A 22,356-nucleotide genomic window follows, 5' to 3' on the forward strand; every position below is an offset into this window, starting at 1 on the left:
AATGACAAGAACAGAAATAAAATTTGGAGGTTTTGGTGGGCAGGGCATAATCCTTGCTGGCTTTATTGTAGGAAAGGCGGTCTCGCTTTATGATAAAAAAGAGGCAGTGTTCACCCAGAGCTATGGACCTGAAGCAAGAGGGGGCGCATGTGCAGCATCCCTTGTTATTGATGAAAAGATGATTGACTACCCTTACCCGGTTTCGCCAGACATAATGGTAATTATGTCTCAAGAGGCATACCATGATTATGTGCCAACGCTCAAAGAAGGCGGCATCCTGATTATTGACGAAGACCTTGTAGCATTGGATGACACAGCCAAGAGAGCAAGCAAGATTTACAAGATTCCAGCAACACGATTTGCTGAGGAACTCGGAATGAAGATTGCCGCAAACATTGTGATGCTGGGCTTCTTTGGATATGTGGCAAGAAATGTGCTCTCCACAGAATCTCTGAAGAGGTCGGTGCTTGAAAGCGTTCCTGCAAGGTTTAGAGAACAAAATGCAAAGGCATTCGAAAAAGGATACAAATACGCACAGGAAACGATAAAGGGTGAGTAAATGGCAAGAATTGGTGTATTTGTCTGCCATTGTGGAATTAACATCGCAGGCGTTGTGGATGTTGAGAAGGTAGTGGAGGAGATTTCAAAGTATCCAGATGTGGTGCATGCCGAACATTACAAATACATGTGCTCAGACCCAGGCCAGAATTTAATTGTGAATGCGATAAAGGAAAAGCGACTAGATGGTGTTGTAGTTGCTGCATGCTCTCCCAACATGCACGAAACTACCTTCAGAAATGCCTGCGAGCGAGCAGGATTAAACCGTTATAGATGTGAGATGGCGAACATTAGAGAGCAGAGTTCCTGGGTGCATGCGGATGAGCCAGAAAAAGCAACAGAGAAGGCAATTCAGATTCTGCAGGTGACTGTGGAAAAGGTAAAATTAAATTCGGAGTTGAAGGAGGCGGCAGTTCCAGTTACCAAGCGTTGCCTTGTGATTGGAGGAGGGATTGCTGGCATTCAAGCTGCCTTAGATGTAGCCGATGCTGGTTATGAAGTGATTCTCGTTGAGAAAACTCCTTCAATTGGTGGACACATGGCTCAACTCTCAGAGACATTTCCAACTCTTGACTGTTCCCAGTGCATTCTCACCCCTAAGATGGTGGCGGTGTCAAGACATCCTAACATAAAATTGATGACTTATGCTGAGGTTGTGGATGTAAAAGGTTTTGTAGGTAATTTCAAGGTTAAAATTCATCAGAAGGCAAGGTATGTGACAAGCGATTGCAACATCTGTGGTAAGTGTGAGGAAGTTTGCCCGGTTATCGCTCCAAATGAATTTGACAGAAATCTGAGTCCACGCAAAGCAATCTATCTTCCATTTCCGCAGGCAGTGCCTGCAAGATACACAATAGATACAAATCACTGTCTCGGGCTTAACCCGCTTGTGTGTGGCAAGTGCAAAGAAGTTTGCGAGGCAAAGGCAATTGATTACGACATGCGGGATGAAGAAATAGAGGTGGATGTAGGGGCAATAATCGTTGCCACTGGCTATGAACTTTTCCCGAAGGAAAAAATTGGTGAGTATGGTTATGGCGTTTACCCGGATGTGATAGATGGACTTGAGTTCGAACGCTTGCTTTCTGCGTCTGGCCCAACAGGTGGAGAGGTTGTTCGTCCCTCAGATGGTAAAGTTCCCAAGGTTGTTGCCTTTATCCAGTGTACCGCCTCAAGAGACCCAGATTCTTACATGCCCTACTGCTCTAAAATCTGCTGCATGTACACTGCAAAACATGCAATGCTTTACAAGCATCATGTGCATGATGGCAAGGCCTATGTGTTCTACATTGACATAAGAGCTGGTGGGAAGGACTATGAGGAATTCGTGAAACGGGCAATGGAGGAGGAAAGAATCACCTACATTAGAGGTAAGGTTTCAAAGGTTTTCAGGAGAGGCGACAAAATGGTTGTCTGGGGCTCAGACACACTCAGCGGCGAGTTTGTAGAACTTGAGGCAGACCTTGTGGTTCTTGCCTCTGCAATTGTTCCAATACCTGATACGAAGAAGGTCGCAAATCTATTAAAAATCCCAGTGGATGAAAACTCCTTCCTGAAAGAGGCACATCCAAAGCTAAGGCCTGTTGAAACCCTTGTTCAGGGGGTTTACATCTGCGGTGCAGCACATGGTCCAAAGGATATTCCAGAAACGGTTGCTCAGGCAAGTGGGGCTTCAAGCAAGGCAATTGCAATTCTCTCTGGAAAAGAACTGTACCATGAGCCCACAACGGCTGAAGTGAACATGGATGCATGCTCTGGCTGTAGGGTTTGCGTTAATCTCTGTCCTTTCAGTGCTATTACATTCAACGAAACCACGCACACTGTTGAAATCAACGAGATTTTGTGCGAGGGTTGTGGCACCTGCGTTGCTGCCTGTCCCACTGGCGCTCTGAAACTCAGAAACATGACTGATAAACAAATTTTCAACATGATAAGGGCAGCTCTCTCTGGAGGTGATTAATTGGGTTTCGAACCAAAGATTGTGGCATTTCTCTGCAACTGGTGTGCATACAGTGGTGCTGATCTAGCTGGTGTATCTCGCCTTCAGTATCCACCAAACATGATTCCAATCAGGGTTATGTGCTCTGGTAGAGTGGACCCCCAGTTTGTGCTTGAGGCCTTTAAAAATGGGGCTGATGGTGTGTTTATTGGCGGTTGTCATACCCCTGGAGATTGCCATTATGTTGTTGGTAACTTCAAAGCGTTCAAACGAGTGGTGATGCTTAAAAAAATGCTGGCGCAGCTTGGCATTGAGCCGGAAAGATTGAGAATTGAGTGGGTCTCTGCAAGTGAAGGCAGGAAGTTTGCAGAAGTGAGCAAGGAATTCGTGGAGCAAGTCAGGTCTCTGGGTCCATTGAATTACGGAAAAAGGGAAAAAGCATGAAGACACTGGTAATAGGTCTTGGGAATCCGTTGCTTGGTGATGACGGAGTAGGTATAGAAGCAGTTAATATGCTCAGAACCAAACTGCGGAGCAGATTTGGAGATGTAGATGTGGAGGCAATGAACTCCTCTGGTTTTGAAGTGGCAGAGAGGATGCTCGGGTATGAAAGAGCAATTGTAGTTGATGCGATTGCTGGCAGGATGCCAGGAACTGTACATGCCTTTGGCGTAGAGCAACTGCAACCCACAATCCACTTTACCAATCCTCACGACATGAACATTCAGACAGCAATTGAATGGCTTAAGAGCCATGAGAACTTTCCTAGGATTGTGAAATTTGTTGCGGTTGAGATTTTGCCAGAGAATGAATTCAGGGAAGGATTAAGCGAAAAGGTGAGGCAGGCATTACCAGTAGTTGAGAAAATAATTATGAAAGAACTGGAAGGAGGTAAAAGAAATGCAGATAAATGAAGCTGAAATTGGAAAGCGAGAGAGTTTCATAAAACTTGTTGAGGAACTGTCAGGCCAGAATTTGTTTGCATGCTATCAGTGTGGCAGGTGCTCAGCTGGCTGTCCTATGGTGAAGAAGATGGAGCTAATTCCCAGCATGGTGATGAGGTTAGTGCAACTCGGTGATGAAAAGGTGCTCGATAAAAACACATACTGGATTTGTGCATCCTGCTATACATGTGATGTTCGCTGCCCGAAGGGAATTGACATAGCAAAGGTGATGGAGGCATTGCGACAGATAAAGCTGAGAAAGAACATGAACTATGTGGACATAAGAAAGATTGAAGGGATTGAAGAACTGCCGCAGATTGCACTGATTTCAAATTTCCGTAAGTACACTGGTTGAGGTGGTTAAATGAAAATTCCATATTTTCCTGGTTGTAGTTTAAAATCCGATGCAGCCCACTTCGAGCAATCAGCAATAGAGTTTTGCAAAGCGATAGGTGTGGAACTTGTTGAACTTCCGAACTGGAATTGCTGTGGCACTGTGCATTCTCTTACAACAGATGACATCATGCACCATCTTGCCTGCTTTAGAAACTTGATCCATGCTCAGGAACTGGGAAAAGAATTGGGTACGAATAAACTGATCACACTTTGCGCAATGTGTTATAACACTCTGGCTCAAGTAAATGAACTTGCAAAAAGAAAGCCGGATGACTTGAAGACGGCAAATGAGTTCATAGACGATCTGCCAGATTATGAGGCAAAGGTGGAGGTGCTCCATCTTCTCACATTCCTCAACAACTATGTGAGTTTTGAGAAAATTGCGAAGGTTGTCAAAGGAAGGTTGAATGGTCTTAAGGTTGCACCCTACTATGGTTGCCTGCTTGTCCGTCCAGAGCATGTGAAAATTGATGATAGAGAAAGGCCTGTTTTGCTTTCGAAACTGCTAAATTTGATGGGTGCCAAAACCGTAGAGTTCCCTTACGCTGTTGAGTGCTGCGGTTCCTATCACACAGTAAATCTGAAGGAAGCAGTTGTGGAAAAAACCTACACAATCATAAACAACGCAAGAGAAAATGGGGCTGAGGCGATTGTGCTCTCCTGTCCATTGTGCGAATTTAATCTGGATAAAAGGCAGAGAGATGTGAAGGCAGCTTATCCTACATTTGAGCCGATGCCTGTGTTCTATTTCACAGAGTTGCTAGCACTTGCTGGAGGCAAAAAAATCAATGTCAATGCACATTATGTCTCGCCTGAAAATGTGCTTGCAAAATACAAGTTATGAGGTGGTTGAATGGAAGAAGCAAAAACAATAAAAGTGTACATAATGGGAAAGGAGCATGAAGTGCCAGAGGGCCTGACGATAATGAAAGCAATTGAGTATGCTGGCTACAAGATAGTTCGTGGAGCGGGCTGTAGAGCAGGGTTCTGTGGTGCCTGTGCGACGGTTTACAGGAAGGCGAATGAATACAAGCTCAGAGTTGCCCTTGCCTGCCAGACGCTTGCCGAAGATGGTATGTATCTCACAGAGATTCCATTTGTGCCAGCAAACAAGTCGATTTATGAAATTGAAAAACTCACTCCCAAAGCAAACCTGATTCTCCAGTATTACCCCGAAGTTGCGAGATGTGTTGCCTGCAACACCTGCACAAAGTCCTGCCCACAGGATTTGAAGGTGATGGACTATATCCAGGCAATGAAGAGAGGAGACATTGCGAAGGCCGCTGAGCTCTCCTTTGACTGCGTGCAGTGTGGTTTGTGTGCTGCTCGCTGTCCTGCAGAAATTGTGCATTATCATGCCGCCCAGCTTGCAAGAAGGGTCTATGGCAAATACCTTGCAAAACCCTCTCCAAATCTTGAGAAGAGAATCAAGGAAATTGAGGAGGGAAAATATGCGGAGGAGATTAAGAAATTGAAGAGCATGCCACTTGAGGAAATGAAGAAGAAGTATATGGAACAGCAGAAGAATGCTGAGAAGGAGGAATGATAAATATGGAGTTAATAAGGGGTTATCCAGAATACATGAGAGAATCAATAGAAATGGTTGCGAAGACAAGAGAGGCAAGGGCAAAGGAAGTGATGCGCAGGTTGACACTTGAAGAAAGGGAAGCGGTGCTCAAGGGTTTCCATCCTGATTACAAACCAGATGCAAAGGTGGAAATTAAGATTGGACCAAGCAAAGGGGAGAAGGCACCGAAGGAAGTCGTGCGATTGCTTGAGGCTGAGCCATTGATTGATGAAAGCGATGTGGATTTAAAAAATGTGGACTTTGATGTGGACATTCTCATAATCGGTGGTGGTGGAGCGGGCACGGTTGCTGCCCTCTGGGCATATTACTCTGGTGTGCCAAAGGAAAACATTCTGATGTGTACAAAGCTTCGCCATGGCGATGCAAACACAATGATGGCACAGGGTGGAATTCAAGCTGCAGATAGACCTGAGGACTCGCCCGCAATCCATTACCTTGATGTGCTTGGTGGAGGCCACTTCACAAACAATCCTGACCTGGTGGAAAAGCTCGTGCTGGAGGCACCGAACATAATAAAATGGCATGAAAGCCTTGGAGTTATGTATGATAAGGATGCAAACGGCAACTTCATAGAGATTTCTGGAGGTGGAACATCCCGCTTCAGAATGCATTCTGCAAAGGACTATACAGGCATGGAGATAATGAGGGTTTTGCGGGATGAGTTTAGAAACCTAGGTATGAAGGTGCTGGAGTTTACAAGTGCAGTAGAATTGCTCACTGGTGAGGACGGAGAAGTCACTGGTGCGGTGCTTTTCAACATGGAGACAAAGCAGTATTATGTAGTGAGAGCCAAAGCAGTGATTCTTGCGACAGGCGGTTTTGGGAGATTACACATCATGAACTTTCCCACAACAAACCATTATGGGGCTACTGGCGATGGCTTGATTCTCGCCTACAGGGCAGGGGCAAAACTTGTGGACATGGACTCTGTGCAATACCATCCAACAGGTGCGGCTTATCCTGAGCCAATTGTAGGTCTGCTGATTACTGAAAAAGTTCGTGGGCTCGGTGCACAAGTGGTAAACAAGATTGGAAAACAGTTTGTGTTTCCGCTTGAGCCGAGAGATGTAGAGGCCGCTAGCATAATCAAGGAATGCTATTCTACTGAGAATTATGTGGTCACACCCACGGGACTCAGAGGTGTCTGGCTTGATTCACCGCTTATTGAGTTGTTGCGTGGCGAAGGCACTGTGGTAAAGAGTTTGGGGGCAATGCACAGAATGTTTGCACGCTTTGGAATTGATATGAGCCAGGACCCGATTCTCACATTCCCAACACTTCACTACCAGAACGGTGGCGTTGCCATAAATGTGAATGCAGAGACGGATGTGAAGGGCTTGTTTGCATGTGGTGAGGTGGCAGGTGGCATTCACGGAAAGAACAGGTTGATGGGTAACTCGTTGCTTGATGTAAATGTCTTCGGAAAGATTGCAGGCATTTCCGCTGCAAAGTATGTGAAGCACAAGCGGAGCAAGGGCAAGCTGACGCTGAGCCATGTGAAGAAATACAGGAAGGAATTGAAGGAAGCAGGAATAAAATCAGAGCTGAAGTCTCCAATGCTTCTGCCGGATTATAGGGGCAAGGCAGTGCTGAGCAGGCAGCTGGACATAATTGTGTGAAATGAAGAAGTATGTGCTGGATGCCTCTGCGGTGCTCTGTGGTAAGGATATTGTAGCTGGTGCTGAAATCTATGTGCCTCCATCAGTGGCAGAGGAGTTGGGTAGAGGGAAATACAGGAGAAAACTGGAGAATTTAGTTGGAATCTTGATTACTGTCGTCGGGCCAGATAAAGAGAGCAGGGAGATTATCAAAGAGGAGGCAAACAAAACAGGAGATTTGCTTCGACTCTCCAATGCTGACATAGATGTGCTGGCTTTGGCTCTGGATTTAAAAGCCACAATTCTCACAGACGATTACTCCATTCAGAATGTGGCGAAACACATGGGAATTGAGTATCAACCCATCGCAGAAGCGGGTATAAAGGAGGAGTTCCAGTGGGAGTATGTTTGCATGGGATGTAGAAGAAGGTTCGAGGAGCCACTGAAAGAATGCCCGATATGCGGTGCTGAAGTAAAAACAAAAAGGAGAAAAAAATGAGAAAAGTGAGGAGTGATTAAGATATCTGGGTAGACAGCACGATGCTGACTACTTTAGCTACTCCTAGAACTAGACAATGTTCATGCGACCACGCATCCTCTACTGTGCGTAAAAAAAATTCTAAGGGCTAGCAATTTTAGAGAAAAAATGGATAGAAGAGAGGTTTTCAAAGGATTCAACTGAGACAGTTGCAACTTCGCAACTGAAATCAAGCCAAGCAAAAAGTGGATTTTCAATCGCTTACAACATTTTTTGATGCAGTTTCATGAACAATCAGATTGAGACAAGCCATGCAAACTCATTAAGAGATACAAAAAATGCCAAACTCAAGCGAAAACTTTATATAAAAAAAAAAAACATTACTTATAATTATGAAGAAACTGTTACCAATATTAATCGTTTTGGTGCTGTGTATTCATCTTCCTCAGGGAGAGAATGCAGAGGGTGCAAAGGCAGGAAATGGGAACATTGAGAATACAACTGGTGCGAACTCCATAGAGCCAGCAGTCGCATGGTCATTGCCATTCCAACTTTCTGGCAATGTTACAGCTGGGCCAGTCATCAAAACTGATGGTAGCAAATACCATGCGGTCTGGGTTGAGAATAACACCACATTGTGCTATGCAAATTTCACAAGTGCAACGAATTTGAACAAAATAGTTTTAGTTAACTCTCCTTTACCAGTAATTGCGCTGGATTATGGATTAAGCAATTGCTGGCATCTCATTGCCTACACACTTGCCAATTACTCCGCCTATGTTTATTACAGCAAAACCTCCACCTACTCCTGGCAAACAGCATACATTGGCTATGGGATTAATCCAAGTGTGTATGTGAACTGCACAGGGATTGAGAGTGAAGAAACTGCTTATGCAACTGCAAGGATTGGTTTACAGAATCTTACAGAGCTTTCTGTGTATCCAAATCAGAATCAGTTCTTGCTGGAGAACGCTGAGGTAAGTGGTGATGGAATTATGCTGGCGAAACATCCACTTGCATTACTCTCTGGACTTTACTATATCCAAACAGTTGCTTATTGCAACTCCATTTACATTTTTGGTGGCACAGAGGATGGCATCCATGGTAAAAGAGAAATCTACAGATTTGATACATCAACAATGAAAATTGAGGTTGTTGGCTTTCTCCCGTACCCTGTTTTTGGTCATGTGGCTTTTGCATACGGAGATGCGGTTTACATTGCAGGTGGTTGCACCGAACTCGGGAATTGTACAGATGGAATTGTTCGTTTCTGGCTTCAAAACTACACAATAGAAATGCTCCCACTCAAGCTCCCCCAACCGATGGCATTTGGTGCTGCAGCAGTCCATCAGGGCTCTGCAATAATTCCATTTGATGCGGTCTGGATTTTGCCTGGTGGCATAGACCAATTCTGGCGATTCAGATTTGATACAATGAGCATTGAGGTAAAACCAAGAATCTGGGAAATTCCAACCAATTATTCGCACATGGGTGCTGTGATGAACGGCGATTGCCTCTTCATTTTTGGAGGGCTTTCAGGTGAGCAATTTGTAAACAAAACTTACAAAATCTGGATGCATGATGGGATGAGTTACATAGAAAGCAAAGCGTTGCCATTTGGTGTTGCCGATATGGGTTATTACATGGCTGGAAACACGCTCTACATATTTGGTGGGAGGACTCCACATGGAATAACAGATAAAATCATAGAATGCTATTTCCAACCCTGGAGCTATCCATGGGAAGAACCAAAGATTGTGGGAGTGCTTGAGGAGCCAGTTTTTGGCTTGAATGCCTGTAGAATTCGCGAGGGAGTGGATGTGTATTTGTTTGGTGGTGTAGATGAATTTGGTGCAAAGGATGCAGTGTATTACTACAAAATTGTTGATTACAGGCGAGGAAATATGCTTTATTCCACTGGATTTGAGAGTGTTGATGGCTGGTATTTGAATGTCTCTGAAGCAAATGTTGTAGAAATCACCAGAGGCAAATTGCACATAGACACAAGGGCAAATCGCTCTGGCTATGGCTACGCAGAATCACCCAGCTTCTTGCCACCAGTTGGAATTGCAGAATTTGAATTCTCAATTGATTTCATGTTGCCTTATTATGATAACCAGATGTTCTGGTTGTTGAAAGGTGCGGACTGGGGAATTGGTGTGGAGAGGAATTATTCGAGGAGTGATGAGTACGGGAGCATGATGTATGCGGATAGTTCAGGCAACTATTCATTTATCACATACATCTGGCGGAATCAATGGCATAACCTCAGGGTTGTGTATTCTGTGCCTTACTTCTATGTATTTCTTGATAATGTGTATTGCGGGATGTATTACAGGCCAGAGGTGCTTACAGCCAAAATAAGGATTGGAGACATTGAAGGCAATCCAGCAGATGCCTACGGTGCTGGCTATTTTGATAATTTTACAGTTTATTCTGTGAGTGCGGTGAAATGGAGCGTGCTGGAAAGAATTTATGTGTACTATGAGGAAGGGAGTTGCGAATATCATTTTGCAGGGCAGGTGTTTCCAATCACATTTACACCACACTGGTATGGCACTGGCACAATTTCTACAACAGTGAGTTATGAAAACGAGTTTGCGAGAATAGAAAAAGGGCAGGTGTACAATTTCACAACAGAAACCACAGAATTCAGCGTGAGATTTGTTTTGCGTTCGGAAAGCCCTGTTTCCAGCCCTGTGCTCCAGAATTTCCATTTCTTCCTGACAGCATTTGATAGTTTTGCAGTTTATGAATGGAATGAGGTGTGGCATTATGACTTTCGTCTGAAAAAGTGGGTATGGGAGCTGGATGGAAGCCCGACATGGGTGAACTTAGGTTACGGTGATGAGAAAATAGTAGGAACGGCAAAATTTGTGGATGGAAATCTATATTGCAGTGTGAAAACGATGCTTATGAAGGCCTCCAGGATTCTGTGTTATGAGAAAACTGAGAGCTGGATGCTGAGCAAGGAGATTGCCACACTTTCTGGCAGTCCTTACTATGGTTTTGATGTGGCTACCTTCGGGAAACAAATCTGGGTTGTTTATGCAGACAATGAAACTGGATTTTATCAGCTCTATATGAAATACAGCAGGGATGCTGGCGAGAATTGGGACACGAAACGAATCACATTTGGATGTGGGAATGCGAAAGAGCCAAAGATTGGATTGGACACAAGAAAGAATGTGCATGTGATTTATTTGAGCAATGAGAATTATTACTGGAATGTAAACTATTTGAAGTATGATAGCTTTGGAAGAAATGTGGCATTATGGCAAAAAGTGACAGATGTGCATGAAGGCGAGATTTATGGGTATTACAGTGATGGCACACCATACGCTGGCTACACTTCCATTGGTCTCTGCACGGATTTGAGCGGAAATCCAAGGTTGCTTATGAAAAGCGCAGAGGGAATTGTGAGGTATGCAGATAGGGTTCCTGAGGCAACAGAGCAAGTGGAAACTGCTCAGACGACACTTCTGGCATTGCCAGATACTGCATTCAGCGGAAATGCAACACAGCAAAAGAATACACTGGATAATAAGTATGAAGCAGTTGCGAACATGCTGGAAGCAGGGAACACAAGAGGAGCAGTCAAGAAGATGAAAGAAGATATAAGGCCGAAGACGGAGGGCATCTGGGTCAGTGAGGTCACAGCAATTGGCATAATGAAGGAAACAAATATGGATATTATGGCGAGCATGGAAGGACCGCAGGTAACGATTTACCAGGTGAAAATCACTTCAATAAGCACTGCAACGGTGGAATTCTATATTAACTGGGGTGCTCATGCATACCAGGATATCCATGCCTGGCTATACACATCTACAGATTGTGAGTACGAAACAAAGTTACTGTTTGAGGATACTGAACTTTCCCTCTCTGGACTTTCCCAGAATGTGGAGTACACAATTATAATTAAAGCCACAGCAGAAGATGGCACTTCTGGCACAGCTTCCAAAACCTTTATTATTTCTCTCTCCATAACCAATGTGGTGGTAGACATTCTGCAAGACGGAGTGAGATTTGAGTGGGACACGACGGTGCCAACAGCGGAAAACACAGTGAGGGTGTGGAATGGTGGTTACGACAGGACATTTGCGGAAGTAGATCCGGCCATTGAAAAAACCCATCACATCTCGCCAATATTCTCTGGACTGCAGAAAAACATGGTCTACAACTACAGAATCACAGCAAACACTGTGACTTTCTATAGCACTTTCCCGTTACCAGACCTGTATATTTATGATGTGGTTGTGAGTGCAACAGAGAACAGTGCAACCATTACCTGGAAAACGAACATAAATACAGACACAATGCTCTGGTGGAAGGTTTACAAGCCAGATTGGGATGGCTATGGGTGGAGTCTCTCCAGCAAGGCAGAGAGCACGAAGAACCACACCGTCGTCTTGCAGCATCTAAATCCAGCAGAGGACTACGATTACTACATCGTAGCAACAACAGTGGTAGATGGTCAGACATACACAGCCAGTTATGGTAGCAGAGAACAGCCACACAGTTTCACAACGGAAACAGCAATCACGGTGTTGCAAGTAGAGGACTACTACGAGCCAGCAAGAGATGAGAATGGGGTAAGGGTGTGGTGGGAGATGCCTGGAGTTGTCGGAAAGACACAATATGCAATCCGAGTTATTGAAGGGAGTAATGTAATCTACCAGACGGAGGTGGAATTGGCAGGAGAGATACAAAGTTATGAAATCCCAGAAAATGTTGGGTTAGCAAGAAATGTAGAGTATAAGTTTTCTGTGTCTGCAACAATAAACGGAAAGACAGTGGTAAAAGAAAGCATAGGGGCAATATCAGATTATGATGGAGACGGCTTAACAGATGGAGAAGAGTTACATGGGTGGGACATTACTATTTACAGTTGGAATGGCATCTCTCGCACACCAGAGCGATGGGCAACAGGACATGTTCATTCACGACCAGATAATCCTAATTCAGACAATGATGGGTGGAATGATAAAGAAGAGAAAGAACATCAAACGAAGCCACTAATTGCAGCAACGGGTGGCGGTGGTGGAGGAGGGAGACCACCATTAATTTGCAGTGTCTCGAATATTGAATATCCCTACGACCCGTCGTCTATACTCTGGATTGATGGTACCGATACGGATTGTGATGGCATTAGGGATAACGAAGATTGGAAGATGAACAGTAAAGGATTTATTGTGAAAAGCCCGCTTATAACAGAACCTAACAGAAGAGCAGTAATAGTCTGTGGTGGAACAACCGTTGATGAAGTAAATGTACTTGAAAACGATGGAGTGAGTTGGAAAGTGTATTTAGAGGATATTGGATGGGATGTAGATATTTTTGGTGTTGGACATGACAAAACCATAATAACAAACAGAATATCTACATATGCACACCATCTCTTTCAAACAGACATGTTTTTGCTGATGTTCATATGTCATGGAGGATATAACTACGAAGAGAAGAAATACATCGTGGAATGCGGTAATAGTTATATTACAAATGAGAACCTTAGAGGCTTGGTAGCTGATTTCGAAGGAAAGCTCGTAACATTCATGATCACATGCCACAGCGACGGAATAAATGATGTATGGGAGACTCATCCAGATAATAGGGTATTTATCGGGGCATCACAAACTTCCCAAGAGGCGTACTATTCCTGGTACTATCATATGACAGTGTTTTCGTGGTGGTTTCTAGAAAAAGGAATGAAAGGGGGTGGAATCTCTAACCAATATCATCCAGATAATAACCAGAATACAAGACATTCTTTATATTATTACTACGATTATATTAACAAGGTGGGAAGATATATCAATGATCCACACAATATAAACGAGCATGGCCAGCAAGTGTGTGTTAATCCTGTTTGTTACCCTTCTTTTTTCAATCTCTATCTTTGGTGGGAGTGGTAAATGACACGGATGGTAATTTTATTTTCTGTATTTTTTTTCCTCATTCTTCCCATTTTTCTAAATGCTGAAGTTCCAATCTCTGCGGAAGAAAGTGTTTCGTCACCAAATCTCAAATACCAAGACCATTCATCAATATACATAAAAGGAGACGGGTACTTTACGAAATATAATGGTGTTGTAAATGGGTCAGGAACCCACTCAGATCCCTATATAATAGAGGGTTGGAATATCTCAGGTGGCAGTTCTCCTGCTCTTGAAAAGTACTGGTGTATAAGAATAGAGAACACTAGTGCACATTTTATAGTGAGGAATTGCATTATTGGGAATTATCTTCCTTCAAGTCAGCAATCAACACCGATTTGGCTTACAAATGTCACTAATGGAACTTTTGAGAATCTTTATTGCATGCCTTTCTCTAAGAAGTTATCTGGGTCCGTTTATATAGGAATGAGAGCATGCTCAAACATAATAATAAAAAATATTACTTTTGCTAAAGGCACTGTGGTAACCACGATTTTTAGTATAGGTGAGAATTGCAGAAGAATAACTATAGAGAATGTTATAGATGAGAGTGTAAGTATTGGAAATTTTGCTTGGTTCGGGACTTGTAGCGAAATAACACTTCGCAATAACATAATGAGTAAGGGTGTAGAGTTGGATCCAGAACATGCGGATTCATGGTCAACGCACTCCATAGATTCTTCAAATACAATTAATGATAAACCAATTCTGTATTTAAAGAATTTATCACACTATTACATATGTGAGAATAATATGTCGCAGTTAATTATTGCAAATTGCACAAATATTATCATTACTGGCTTAAAATCTGATTGGAGTTTACAATACCCGATTAATATTGGATGTTCCTCACACGTGCGAATCGTCAATAATAAATTTGAAAAATATGGTTCGATCTTTAATTTGGCGGATGTGCATAATGTGGACATTTCCTATAATGTGTTCGGTGGTTCCGAAATCCTATATAATATCCATCTCGGAATAATATTGCATTCTACAAATGTTAGAATTCATCATAATAATATCCTAATTAACTCCATTTACTATGATATTCACTCATTTTTGTCTTCAGGAATAAATTCTATTTATTTCAATGATTCTTGCGAAGGTAACTACTGGCCACCTCAGTTACTAGAAATCTGTGATGTCTATGACAATGATGGAAACGGGATTGGTGATAAACCTCTTCCAGTAGACCCGATAGCTAATCTTACTCCTCTTGATTATTATCCATTGATGAGACCTGCAAGCTACTTTGATTTTTTCCCAATTGCCACCTATCACCGAGATGAGAGTTTCTTGAGCATTGTTGCACGAGTGGCGTCCCTGCGAAACATCACTCGCCTTGTTCTGTGTTATAAATATGCTGATGAACATGAGTGGTACCAGCGAATTGCCTATCCATCAACAACCACAACAGAATATGAGTTTGGGGTTTTAATTTCTCCATACAAAGCAGGTATCATCCATTACTATTTTTCAGCAACCGACGAGACAAATACAACATTGAGTTCTATTCCATTCTATGTAAAGATTTTGGAAGTGCGCAGTGAATCACAATTTTCCTATTTTGATCTGGCAATTTGCTCTGTTGGAGCAATTGTGACACTTTTTGTTGGGATTTATCTGCTCCGAAAAGTGAGAGGGAATAGGAAAAGTGGGGTAAAAAGATACTGAAAATAGTGATATTTGAACCAAATTTGTACGAGCCAATTACACAATCAACGCAATCTCCTCACGGGTCATAAAGAATAGCCATTACAAATCTTTATTTGGGAGTGGCATATAAAATCCTTCGGTAGGAGATGAGAAGCAATCGCAGTGTGTCCGTTGCCGTATCATGGGACACATCTCCTTCCTATGTGACCTCACCATTCGCCAGCCCTCATTTTCACACATTCGTCTGTACGCTTCTATTATAATCTTGCATTGCAATGCACAAAACAAGAGTAAAAACGCACCTTTGGTGCTAATCTTTATTACTCCTCCAATTTACTTTCTTCAGTTTCAGGTTCTTCTTGGATTTTTTCAGATCCCATCTCTTTTTTCTTCTCATCTTTTTTTGGCTGCTGTGGCTTTTTCGTTCTCTTCCAAGCAAAGCCGACAATCAATGCACCTGAAATAATGGAAATGAGTAGCAAGAGGATGTAGAAGTATGGCAGTTTCTCGTCTGCAACAGGGTTAGGACTTGGTGGCTGGCTAGTGGTTTTGTATACATAGACCATGCAAGAATTCTGTGGGGCTTGGGAGGGAGCATGGGCCATATTTGAAAGGGAATCAATTGCCTCAATAAAATACATTATTCCTTCTTCTGGGACCGCATCTCCGGGAATAACTGCAGAATAATTCCCATTTGCATCAAGGGACATGAGTATTACTGACCAGTTCGTCTGGGTTTGGCTTTTATAATATAGTTTGGCGGTTAGAATACCACTCTCATCAGTTATGTAAGCAGTAATCTTTATGTCATCTCCGTATTTGCTATGAGTTACTGGAATATGCCTGATGCACGGCGGTGTGATGTCCACTGAGGAAGATGTAGTAAAATTCCATGAAAAATCTGTTGTGAGATAATTCCCATCCTGGCTTTTGAGCGTCCATGCTTTTACGCTCACAGTGTAATTTGTAAGTGGTGCGAAATTCGCAAGAGCGTCAAGAGTTAGTAGCGTACCGTTTTCATCCCAGAACACATTGTAGGGAATGGACGGAGAGACCTCTATGCTGTCAGGTATTGAGCTTGTGTTCATTCTTTGAGAAAAGTGAATGGTTATGTTTGAATTTAATGGGACACTCGAGCCAGTGGGCGAGCAACTCAGGACATAAACTGGATTTGTTGTGTTCACAAGTGTACGGAATTTCCAGGTATAATTGGACTGAATATGAAGCCCAGGAACTGAAGTATCCCTTGCAATTGTGGAGACAGTTACATGACACCATGTGTCCTCCTTGATCTGCGCATCTGGCCTGAATATGAAGCTGGAGGTTGAATAACTCACCAAGCTGCATGGCACTTTGTTTCCATCAGCTATAAGTGAGAATGCATCTATCACTGAAGAGGTATTCATCGGTTCCGAAAAACCTAAATTAATGTCTGGCAGGAGGGAAACACCCATTTCCTTGTCTCCTGGTGAAACAAAAAGTAATTCTGGTGAGATGGAATCAATGAGAAATCTCGGACTCTGGTAGTATGTTATTTTACCTGTGAGCGTATTCTGGACTGATGCCCTGAAGTATGCGTTATGATGCTGAAGTGAGGGGACATACCAGTAGTATGATGTGACATTGGAAGGAAGGTCATTGAAAAGAACATAGGGGAGCTCTTCTATGAATACACTCAAGCTTGTCACTGTGGCGCTAGGCGTTTCGTTTTCTATTTCCCATACAATCTGGCATGTGGTATTTCCATTTATTCTGTCACTTGAAGGTGAAACAATTCTTATGGTGGGAATCTTTGGATTTGGAGCGAGATTAAGAGTCGGGTCACCCAGAAGAACATGCTCAACAAGAACAGCATACACAGAAGGATTGGGTGGAAAGTATGTATCATTAGATGGAAAATTTCTGTAGTAGAAGAGGTCAGAGAGATTTGCAATAGCTTCTCTAAAGCAATCGCCGAGCAAGCCAGTTTCGTTTGCGCACTGCTCATAAAAACGACTGTCCACGAGGTTTGCATCTGACAATACCCAGGTTACCCTGGTTGAACCAATTGTTGCTATTGCACCCCCGTTTTCCCATAACAAAAACCGCTCTGCGATGCAATCCTCTCCAGAGTAGTTAACTCCACAGTCAAAACCCGCAGAATCGCAAGAAAAGAAGGTAATTACAGGCAATTTCTCTTTATTGGTCAGATTTGCAATATCTTCAGAGTTGTAAACAGGTAGAATCCCGCCCTCCTGTGTGCCAAGATAACTGTAATTTCCATGACATGCAAATGCTACAAATTTGCTCCCATTGTTTATGGCGGCAGTAACATTTTCTGGATTAAGAAAATATGGAGAATCTGATGTGCCACTCCCCTCATAAACTGTGATTTTTCGGTAACCATTCATGAAGCTTCTGTAGATGTAATCACAATGTTCTTCACCCTCATAACCGTTTCCTGAAAAAGTGTTTCCACCAATGAGAGTGATGTTGTTGAACCATGGTTCTAGCGTGTGGTTTACTGCTTCGTAATTTATGATCTTGTTTACAATCAAAGCCATTTCCGTAACATTGCCGGCAGGCAATCTACCAAGTGCTACATCAGGAACACCGTCAATTTGATCGCTATCTGACCAGAATTGGGTCCAGGAGGTGGCATTAGCAAATTCTCCAAACACATTGTTTCCATTTGCATCCCAGGAGCAGAAAGAACCGTTCTGGGTGTACAGGTCTGCATAATACAGGTCACAGGGAGTGTAGTTGTTTTCATTGGGATAGACAGGAGACCAGACCTCTGGCAAATAACAGTATCTGGGTGGAAGCACATCTGCATCTCCGCCTAAAATTACATACTTTATTCCCAGGTTTTCCTTCCCATACTTTATGAAGAGCTTCATGTCTTCCTGGAGGTCTCTGCCTTCTGGATAATCTGGGATGTCCTCTAAATTAACTAGAATTGTGTTTATGCCGAGAGAGTTTTTATGGACCACAAGTCCTGCAAGTGTTGAATTGAACATAGAAGGAGCGATAATGAGCAGGTCATACTGTGGTGCCAGTGCATTCTGGGAGTGTTCGTTGTAATCCGTGTCTGAAACCCCTATGTAGGTGGTTAATTGTGCATTTGTGTCCAGCCTATTCAAGGGTGCATTGAGTGTCATCACAGGCATTATGAACAACAGGGTAATTACCGTGGCAAAAATCTGGTATCTACTCATCTTTTTTCCCTCCCTTTGCCCTTTGCGTAATCCAGACAGCATAACCAACAGAGCTAATCAACACGCACACAGAAATAACCAGGAACCAGAACGCGAACTGCGATTCTCCAGGTGAAGGAATAATCTGAGATTCTGGTTCCTCCGGTATCTGGGCAGAGATTGTTTCCACTTCTAAACACTCAACTCCATTTGTATCAGCGACGGTAACTGCAAAATAGTATGTTTTGCCTTTCTGCAAACCCTTCAAATCGCAGGAAGTGGCATTTCTCTCAGAAATTACAGTAAATGGAGCCATACCAGAAACATTGGTGAACTGACTCTGAGAAATGTATATTCTGTATTCAAGAAAATTTGGAATTGAACTCAAAAGCCAGGAAATTGAGACAGAATCTGCCTTCACCTCGTTGATTTTGAATCCCTTGATTTTTTCTACATGACTTTGTGTTATCTGAATGTTTATTTCGCACTGGTCAGTCAGACCGCCACCATCACGTGCTAGAACGCGTAGTGTGTGCATACCTTCAGAGAGAGCGGAAGTATTGAATTCACTTCCATAACCTATTATTCCATCTATGCTTGAAAACCACACTATGGAAACATTACCAAGATGACCATCTTCCACATCAGTGGCGGTTGCCTCAAACCTTATTGTTTCACCCAATGCGAAACGCTGCCCCTCTTGTGGGCTGATGAGTGAGACGGCAGGTGCATGGTTTGGCACAATGTCCAATCTTTTTATGATTGAGGCAGAGAGACCCGCAGCATCTACAACAGTGAAGTTGACATAATAGGTGCCGGGAGCAAGCTGGTATTTTGTTTTTCCCTCATAAAAACCAGAGGTGGTGTTGAATTCCAGAGTAAACTTGTAGGTGTCTAACTCAACCGTAATTCCGTTATCAGGAATACGCACATTATCAGTTGCATTTACCCTAAATTGAATTTCATGGCCAGAATATGTTGTTTCCGGATTTATTTCTGCATCGGTAATCACAGGTGGTTGCGTATCGTTCAACACATAAATTGTAATTGTCTGGCTTGCTTTATTTCCATCAGTATCATTGACAGTTAGAGTAATTGTATGAGTGCCTCCACTGAAATTCGAAATTGTGAGCACATTTCCTGCACCCAAAAAGCCCTCTTCTTTTGATGTCCAGTTGAAAAATTGAGAGTTGATGTTCTCATCTTCTGCATCAGTTGCATAACCTCTGAGTTCAATTTGAGTGCCTGCTGGAAAACATGCTTTATCTATCGGTGTGGTGATTTTAACGATTGGTGGTTTTTTGGAAACTGAGAACTGCTGTGAATTTGAATTGCCTGCGTTAAAGCCATCTGTGGCTATCACCCTGAAAACACAGTTATCTCCACCAGCATAATCAGAATGATTGAAAATGTAGCTTGTTTCTTCAAGTTCCTCTGCAACTGGCTCCCAGTTATTTCCGCCATTGCTTGAGTAAAGCAGTGAATACTTTATCTTGTCGCCGTCTGCATCGCTGGCACTCCATTTGATTTCAAATGAACCGTTGGTGAGTTGACGAACCGAATTGATGTTGACCACCGGGCTATTGGCACTTGGAACAATCTCTTTCAGGGTTATGTTTCTGTATCTGAATACGAGTTTCTCAGAGCCCTTTGGGAATGGAAGCACAACCAGAAAAGAATACCATTTTTTGCCCTGAAAATAGGCCTTGAAGCTTGTATTTGCAAGAACAGTTCCGTTGGAAGCACAGGCCTCAACAATGTAGTCGCCTGGGTCCTCTGGATTGCTGACCTCATCAGGATTTCCAGTTGTTTTGTAGAATGGGTCAAGATACAGTGTTCCATTCTTGTGGACTGCACCACTCAGGATTAGCATCTCTGTTTGAGCAAAGAGCTTAGGTTCTGCCTTTTCGTTGGTAGTAAGAAGGGCATTAAAGAGCTTCTTGTAGCAATCAAGGTCAACCCAGTTATTATAACGAACATTTGAATTAGCAGCACCCATAAAGCAGTATGTTTCCGGGCCTGGTGTGTAGGTCCCTGCAGGAAATACATATTCAAGTTTATTTTTTGAAGCTGAGAATATTGTGGTGTTTCCCAGTTTGTTGCCAAGCGGTGGGTTTACATCATACTCTTCTCCACTGAAAAATATATAACTGTTTAAACAGAGACCATAATAATGTGCAGTTTCATGGGGGAGAGCAGAAGGTACAGCATCATTCACAAGTGGTGCACATCTCCTTCCTGCGAAACTTGCACCTGATATGCTACCGAGATACTCTTTTGAAAGCACTGCAACATAAAAGTCATAGTTGGGGTCATTCTGTAAATTGTAGATTATCAACTTTTTCATATACTGGGTTGCTATGTAATTTGTGTCGAAAATATCTGCATCAAATGGGACAGGTATCGTCCACCAACTCTCTGCAGGGATAAGCTTGGTGCGATAATTGCTGGGAGTAATTGGATATGTATCTTTAAGTAAGCTGACGGCTTCATCCATGAATGGATAGATGTCTACAGGGTACGGAGTAAGTGGGAAGTAAACTGGTTTGAAAAGGGCCCTTATCATTCTTGTGGGTTTGGTTTCCACTGTAATCTCCATTTCGTTGTTCTTCTCCTCCAGTTCCGGAATCTTCTTATTTGGGTCGACCACGGCCTTTATCTTGTGGGTGCCTGCAGCAAGTCCATCCAACAAGAAATTAAACGTGTCCTTGCATAGCCAGAGTTCGACATTCTTGTAATCCTTTCTGCTCGCTTTTATACTGTTTTTTACAATACCTGCTGACACTCCATCTACGAAAAGTTCAACTTCTACTTCTGGTAGGGCACTTCCAGCTGAATCCAATTGCACCCTGACCGCAGTGGGTTTGTCTGCAACCAGAGGGGCATTTTCAATCACCTGAAGGACCTGGATATTTGTTATGGTAAGATCTGGGTAATTCCACCAGGGTGAGACAATCACATTCCCAGTTACATTGTCTCCAGTGCCGTTCGGGTTCAGGACAAAATGTCTAGGTCCTGTGTTGTTTCCCCACCAATTATCTGTGGCATTTATTACTGCACCGCTCAGTGGTCCAGTCAAACCTGCGACTTTGTTGGAATAAATTAGATTTTTCTTTATGCGCGGGGTAACTGTGGATTCATTACAGTTTATGCCAATGGTATTGTTGCAGATGATGTTGTTCTCAATCACAGGAGCTGCATCTGGCAGACACATAATTCCGTAAGTGCAATTTTCAATTCTGCAGTTAGAGATAACTGGAGAGTTTTTGTAGGCCTCTATGCAATGAATTCCACTAAAATTACAGTAATCAAGCACACATTTACTCGGGGATATTGACGGGTCATCAACGAATCTGTGGCTTATTAGGATTGTACCCTTTCTGGTTTCGCTGCAGTTTATAGCCCCGTAAAAATTGATTGGTGATTTTTCTGTTCCAACAGCGCGTAATGTTCCGTTTTTCCCATCTATAGATTCATATACAAAAATCCCAAAGACCTTTGGGGACTGTTTTTTTGACTCAAAATAAATGTCAACACCTGGCTCTATTACGAGATTGCCAAAAATATACAGTCCAGCATCATCGTATTCATCTGTGATAACATAGGGGCTCAATGCCTTGGTCCATACATCGTTGCATCTCATATAAAATCCGCCAACTCTTCCAATCAGTACGCTTATTGGATTGCTAACCACAGTTGCTGTCCCGTTTGTTTTTGAAATTTGGTAGGTATAGTTGTTTCCTTTAGAGACAGCGGAATCCTGATACTCTCGTATGTATGTTGAAGAAGTAAAGGTTAGAATGGTAACATTGTTTTTTGTGAGAGTATAGGTACAGTTGCCGGCCATGTAAAAACCATCCTGCCAGCCCAGATCTACAATGTTGCTACCTGCATAATAGAGGTATAACTCAATTCCACCAGCATCTGCAATAGATGCAGTATTTGCATTCTTATGTTCATTTTCTAAGTTCAATGTGGATTGAAGCCCAGCAGCAGGTATATTCGCAAGAAAACATATACACACAAAGCATGCAACAATCTCACGAATGCCTTTCTTAGACATAACAAGATATAGGTTTCTAAA

Annotated in this window: 13 protein-coding genes; 11 read left to right on the forward strand and 2 right to left on the reverse strand. The window is 42.8% G+C overall.

Annotated elements, in window-relative coordinates; genetic code table 11:
- Position 1: 1 nt before the first annotated feature.
- The 11 genes from QXD64_05620 to QXD64_05670 all read left to right on the forward strand — a co-directional run bounded on the left by QXD64_05620 (position 2) and on the right by QXD64_05670 (position 15,114).
- Complete coding sequence (locus QXD64_05620) at positions 2–559, forward strand: 2-oxoacid:acceptor oxidoreductase family protein (protein MEM3396793.1); 558 nt, start codon at positions 2–4, stop codon at positions 557–559.
- Positions 560–2,518: a CoB--CoM heterodisulfide reductase iron-sulfur subunit A family protein gene (locus QXD64_05625; GenBank protein MEM3396794.1), complete on the forward strand. Its 1,959-nt coding sequence runs from the start codon at positions 560–562 to the stop codon at positions 2,516–2,518. It abuts the gene before it with no gap.
- Positions 2,519–2,941: a hydrogenase iron-sulfur subunit gene (locus QXD64_05630; GenBank protein ID MEM3396795.1), complete on the forward strand. Its 423-nt coding sequence runs from the start codon at positions 2,519–2,521 to the stop codon at positions 2,939–2,941.
- A complete protein-coding gene (locus tag QXD64_05635; GenBank protein ID MEM3396796.1) occupies positions 2,938–3,411 on the forward strand; it encodes a hydrogenase maturation protease in 474 nt (157 codons plus the stop codon). The genes QXD64_05630 and QXD64_05635 overlap by 4 nt, the downstream gene beginning before the upstream one ends.
- Positions 3,398–3,796, forward strand: coding sequence for a 4Fe-4S dicluster domain-containing protein (locus tag QXD64_05640; GenBank protein ID MEM3396797.1), 399 nt, complete (start codon positions 3,398–3,400; stop codon positions 3,794–3,796). Before QXD64_05635 ends, QXD64_05640 begins: the two co-directional genes overlap by 14 nt.
- A 9-nt stretch (positions 3,797–3,805) precedes the next feature.
- Positions 3,806–4,681, forward strand: coding sequence for a CoB--CoM heterodisulfide reductase iron-sulfur subunit B family protein (locus QXD64_05645; GenBank protein ID MEM3396798.1), 876 nt, complete (start codon positions 3,806–3,808; stop codon positions 4,679–4,681).
- A gap of 9 nt (positions 4,682–4,690) precedes the next feature.
- Positions 4,691–5,383 carry a 4Fe-4S dicluster domain-containing protein gene (locus QXD64_05650; GenBank protein ID MEM3396799.1) on the forward strand — a complete coding sequence of 231 codons (693 nt, stop codon included), beginning with the start codon at positions 4,691–4,693 and terminating at the stop codon, positions 5,381–5,383.
- Complete coding sequence (locus QXD64_05655) at positions 5,380–7,044, forward strand: FAD-binding protein (GenBank protein ID MEM3396800.1); 1,665 nt, start codon at positions 5,380–5,382, stop codon at positions 7,042–7,044. The genes QXD64_05650 and QXD64_05655 overlap by 4 nt, the downstream gene beginning before the upstream one ends.
- A gap of 1 nt (position 7,045) precedes the next feature.
- Entirely contained in the window at positions 7,046–7,522 is a 477-nt protein-coding gene (locus QXD64_05660; GenBank protein MEM3396801.1) for a PIN domain-containing protein, read from the forward strand.
- 371 nt (positions 7,523–7,893) lie between these two features.
- On the forward strand, positions 7,894–13,416 hold the full coding sequence (locus QXD64_05665; GenBank protein ID MEM3396802.1) for a kelch repeat-containing protein: 5,523 nt from the start codon (positions 7,894–7,896) through the stop codon (positions 13,414–13,416).
- Positions 13,417–15,114 (forward strand): hypothetical protein, encoded by a 1,698-nt coding sequence (locus QXD64_05670; protein ID MEM3396803.1) that lies wholly within the window; start codon positions 13,417–13,419, stop codon positions 15,112–15,114.
- Between the two features lie 302 nt (positions 15,115–15,416).
- Here the strand turns inward: QXD64_05670 and QXD64_05675 are convergent, their stop codons facing one another.
- Both QXD64_05675 and QXD64_05680 read right to left on the reverse strand, forming a co-directional pair.
- A complete protein-coding gene (locus QXD64_05675; protein MEM3396804.1) occupies positions 15,417–18,293 on the reverse strand; it encodes a C25 family cysteine peptidase in 2,877 nt (958 codons plus the stop codon).
- Positions 18,286–22,335, reverse strand: a complete 4,050-nt coding sequence (locus QXD64_05680) for a fibronectin type III domain-containing protein (GenBank protein MEM3396805.1) — start codon at positions 22,333–22,335, stop codon at positions 18,286–18,288. The genes QXD64_05675 and QXD64_05680 overlap by 8 nt, the downstream gene beginning before the upstream one ends.
- Positions 22,336–22,356 lie beyond the last annotated feature (21 nt).

Source organism: Thermoplasmata archaeon, assembly GCA_038874435.1.
GTDB lineage: Archaea > Thermoplasmatota > Thermoplasmata > Lutacidiplasmatales > SKW197 > SKW197.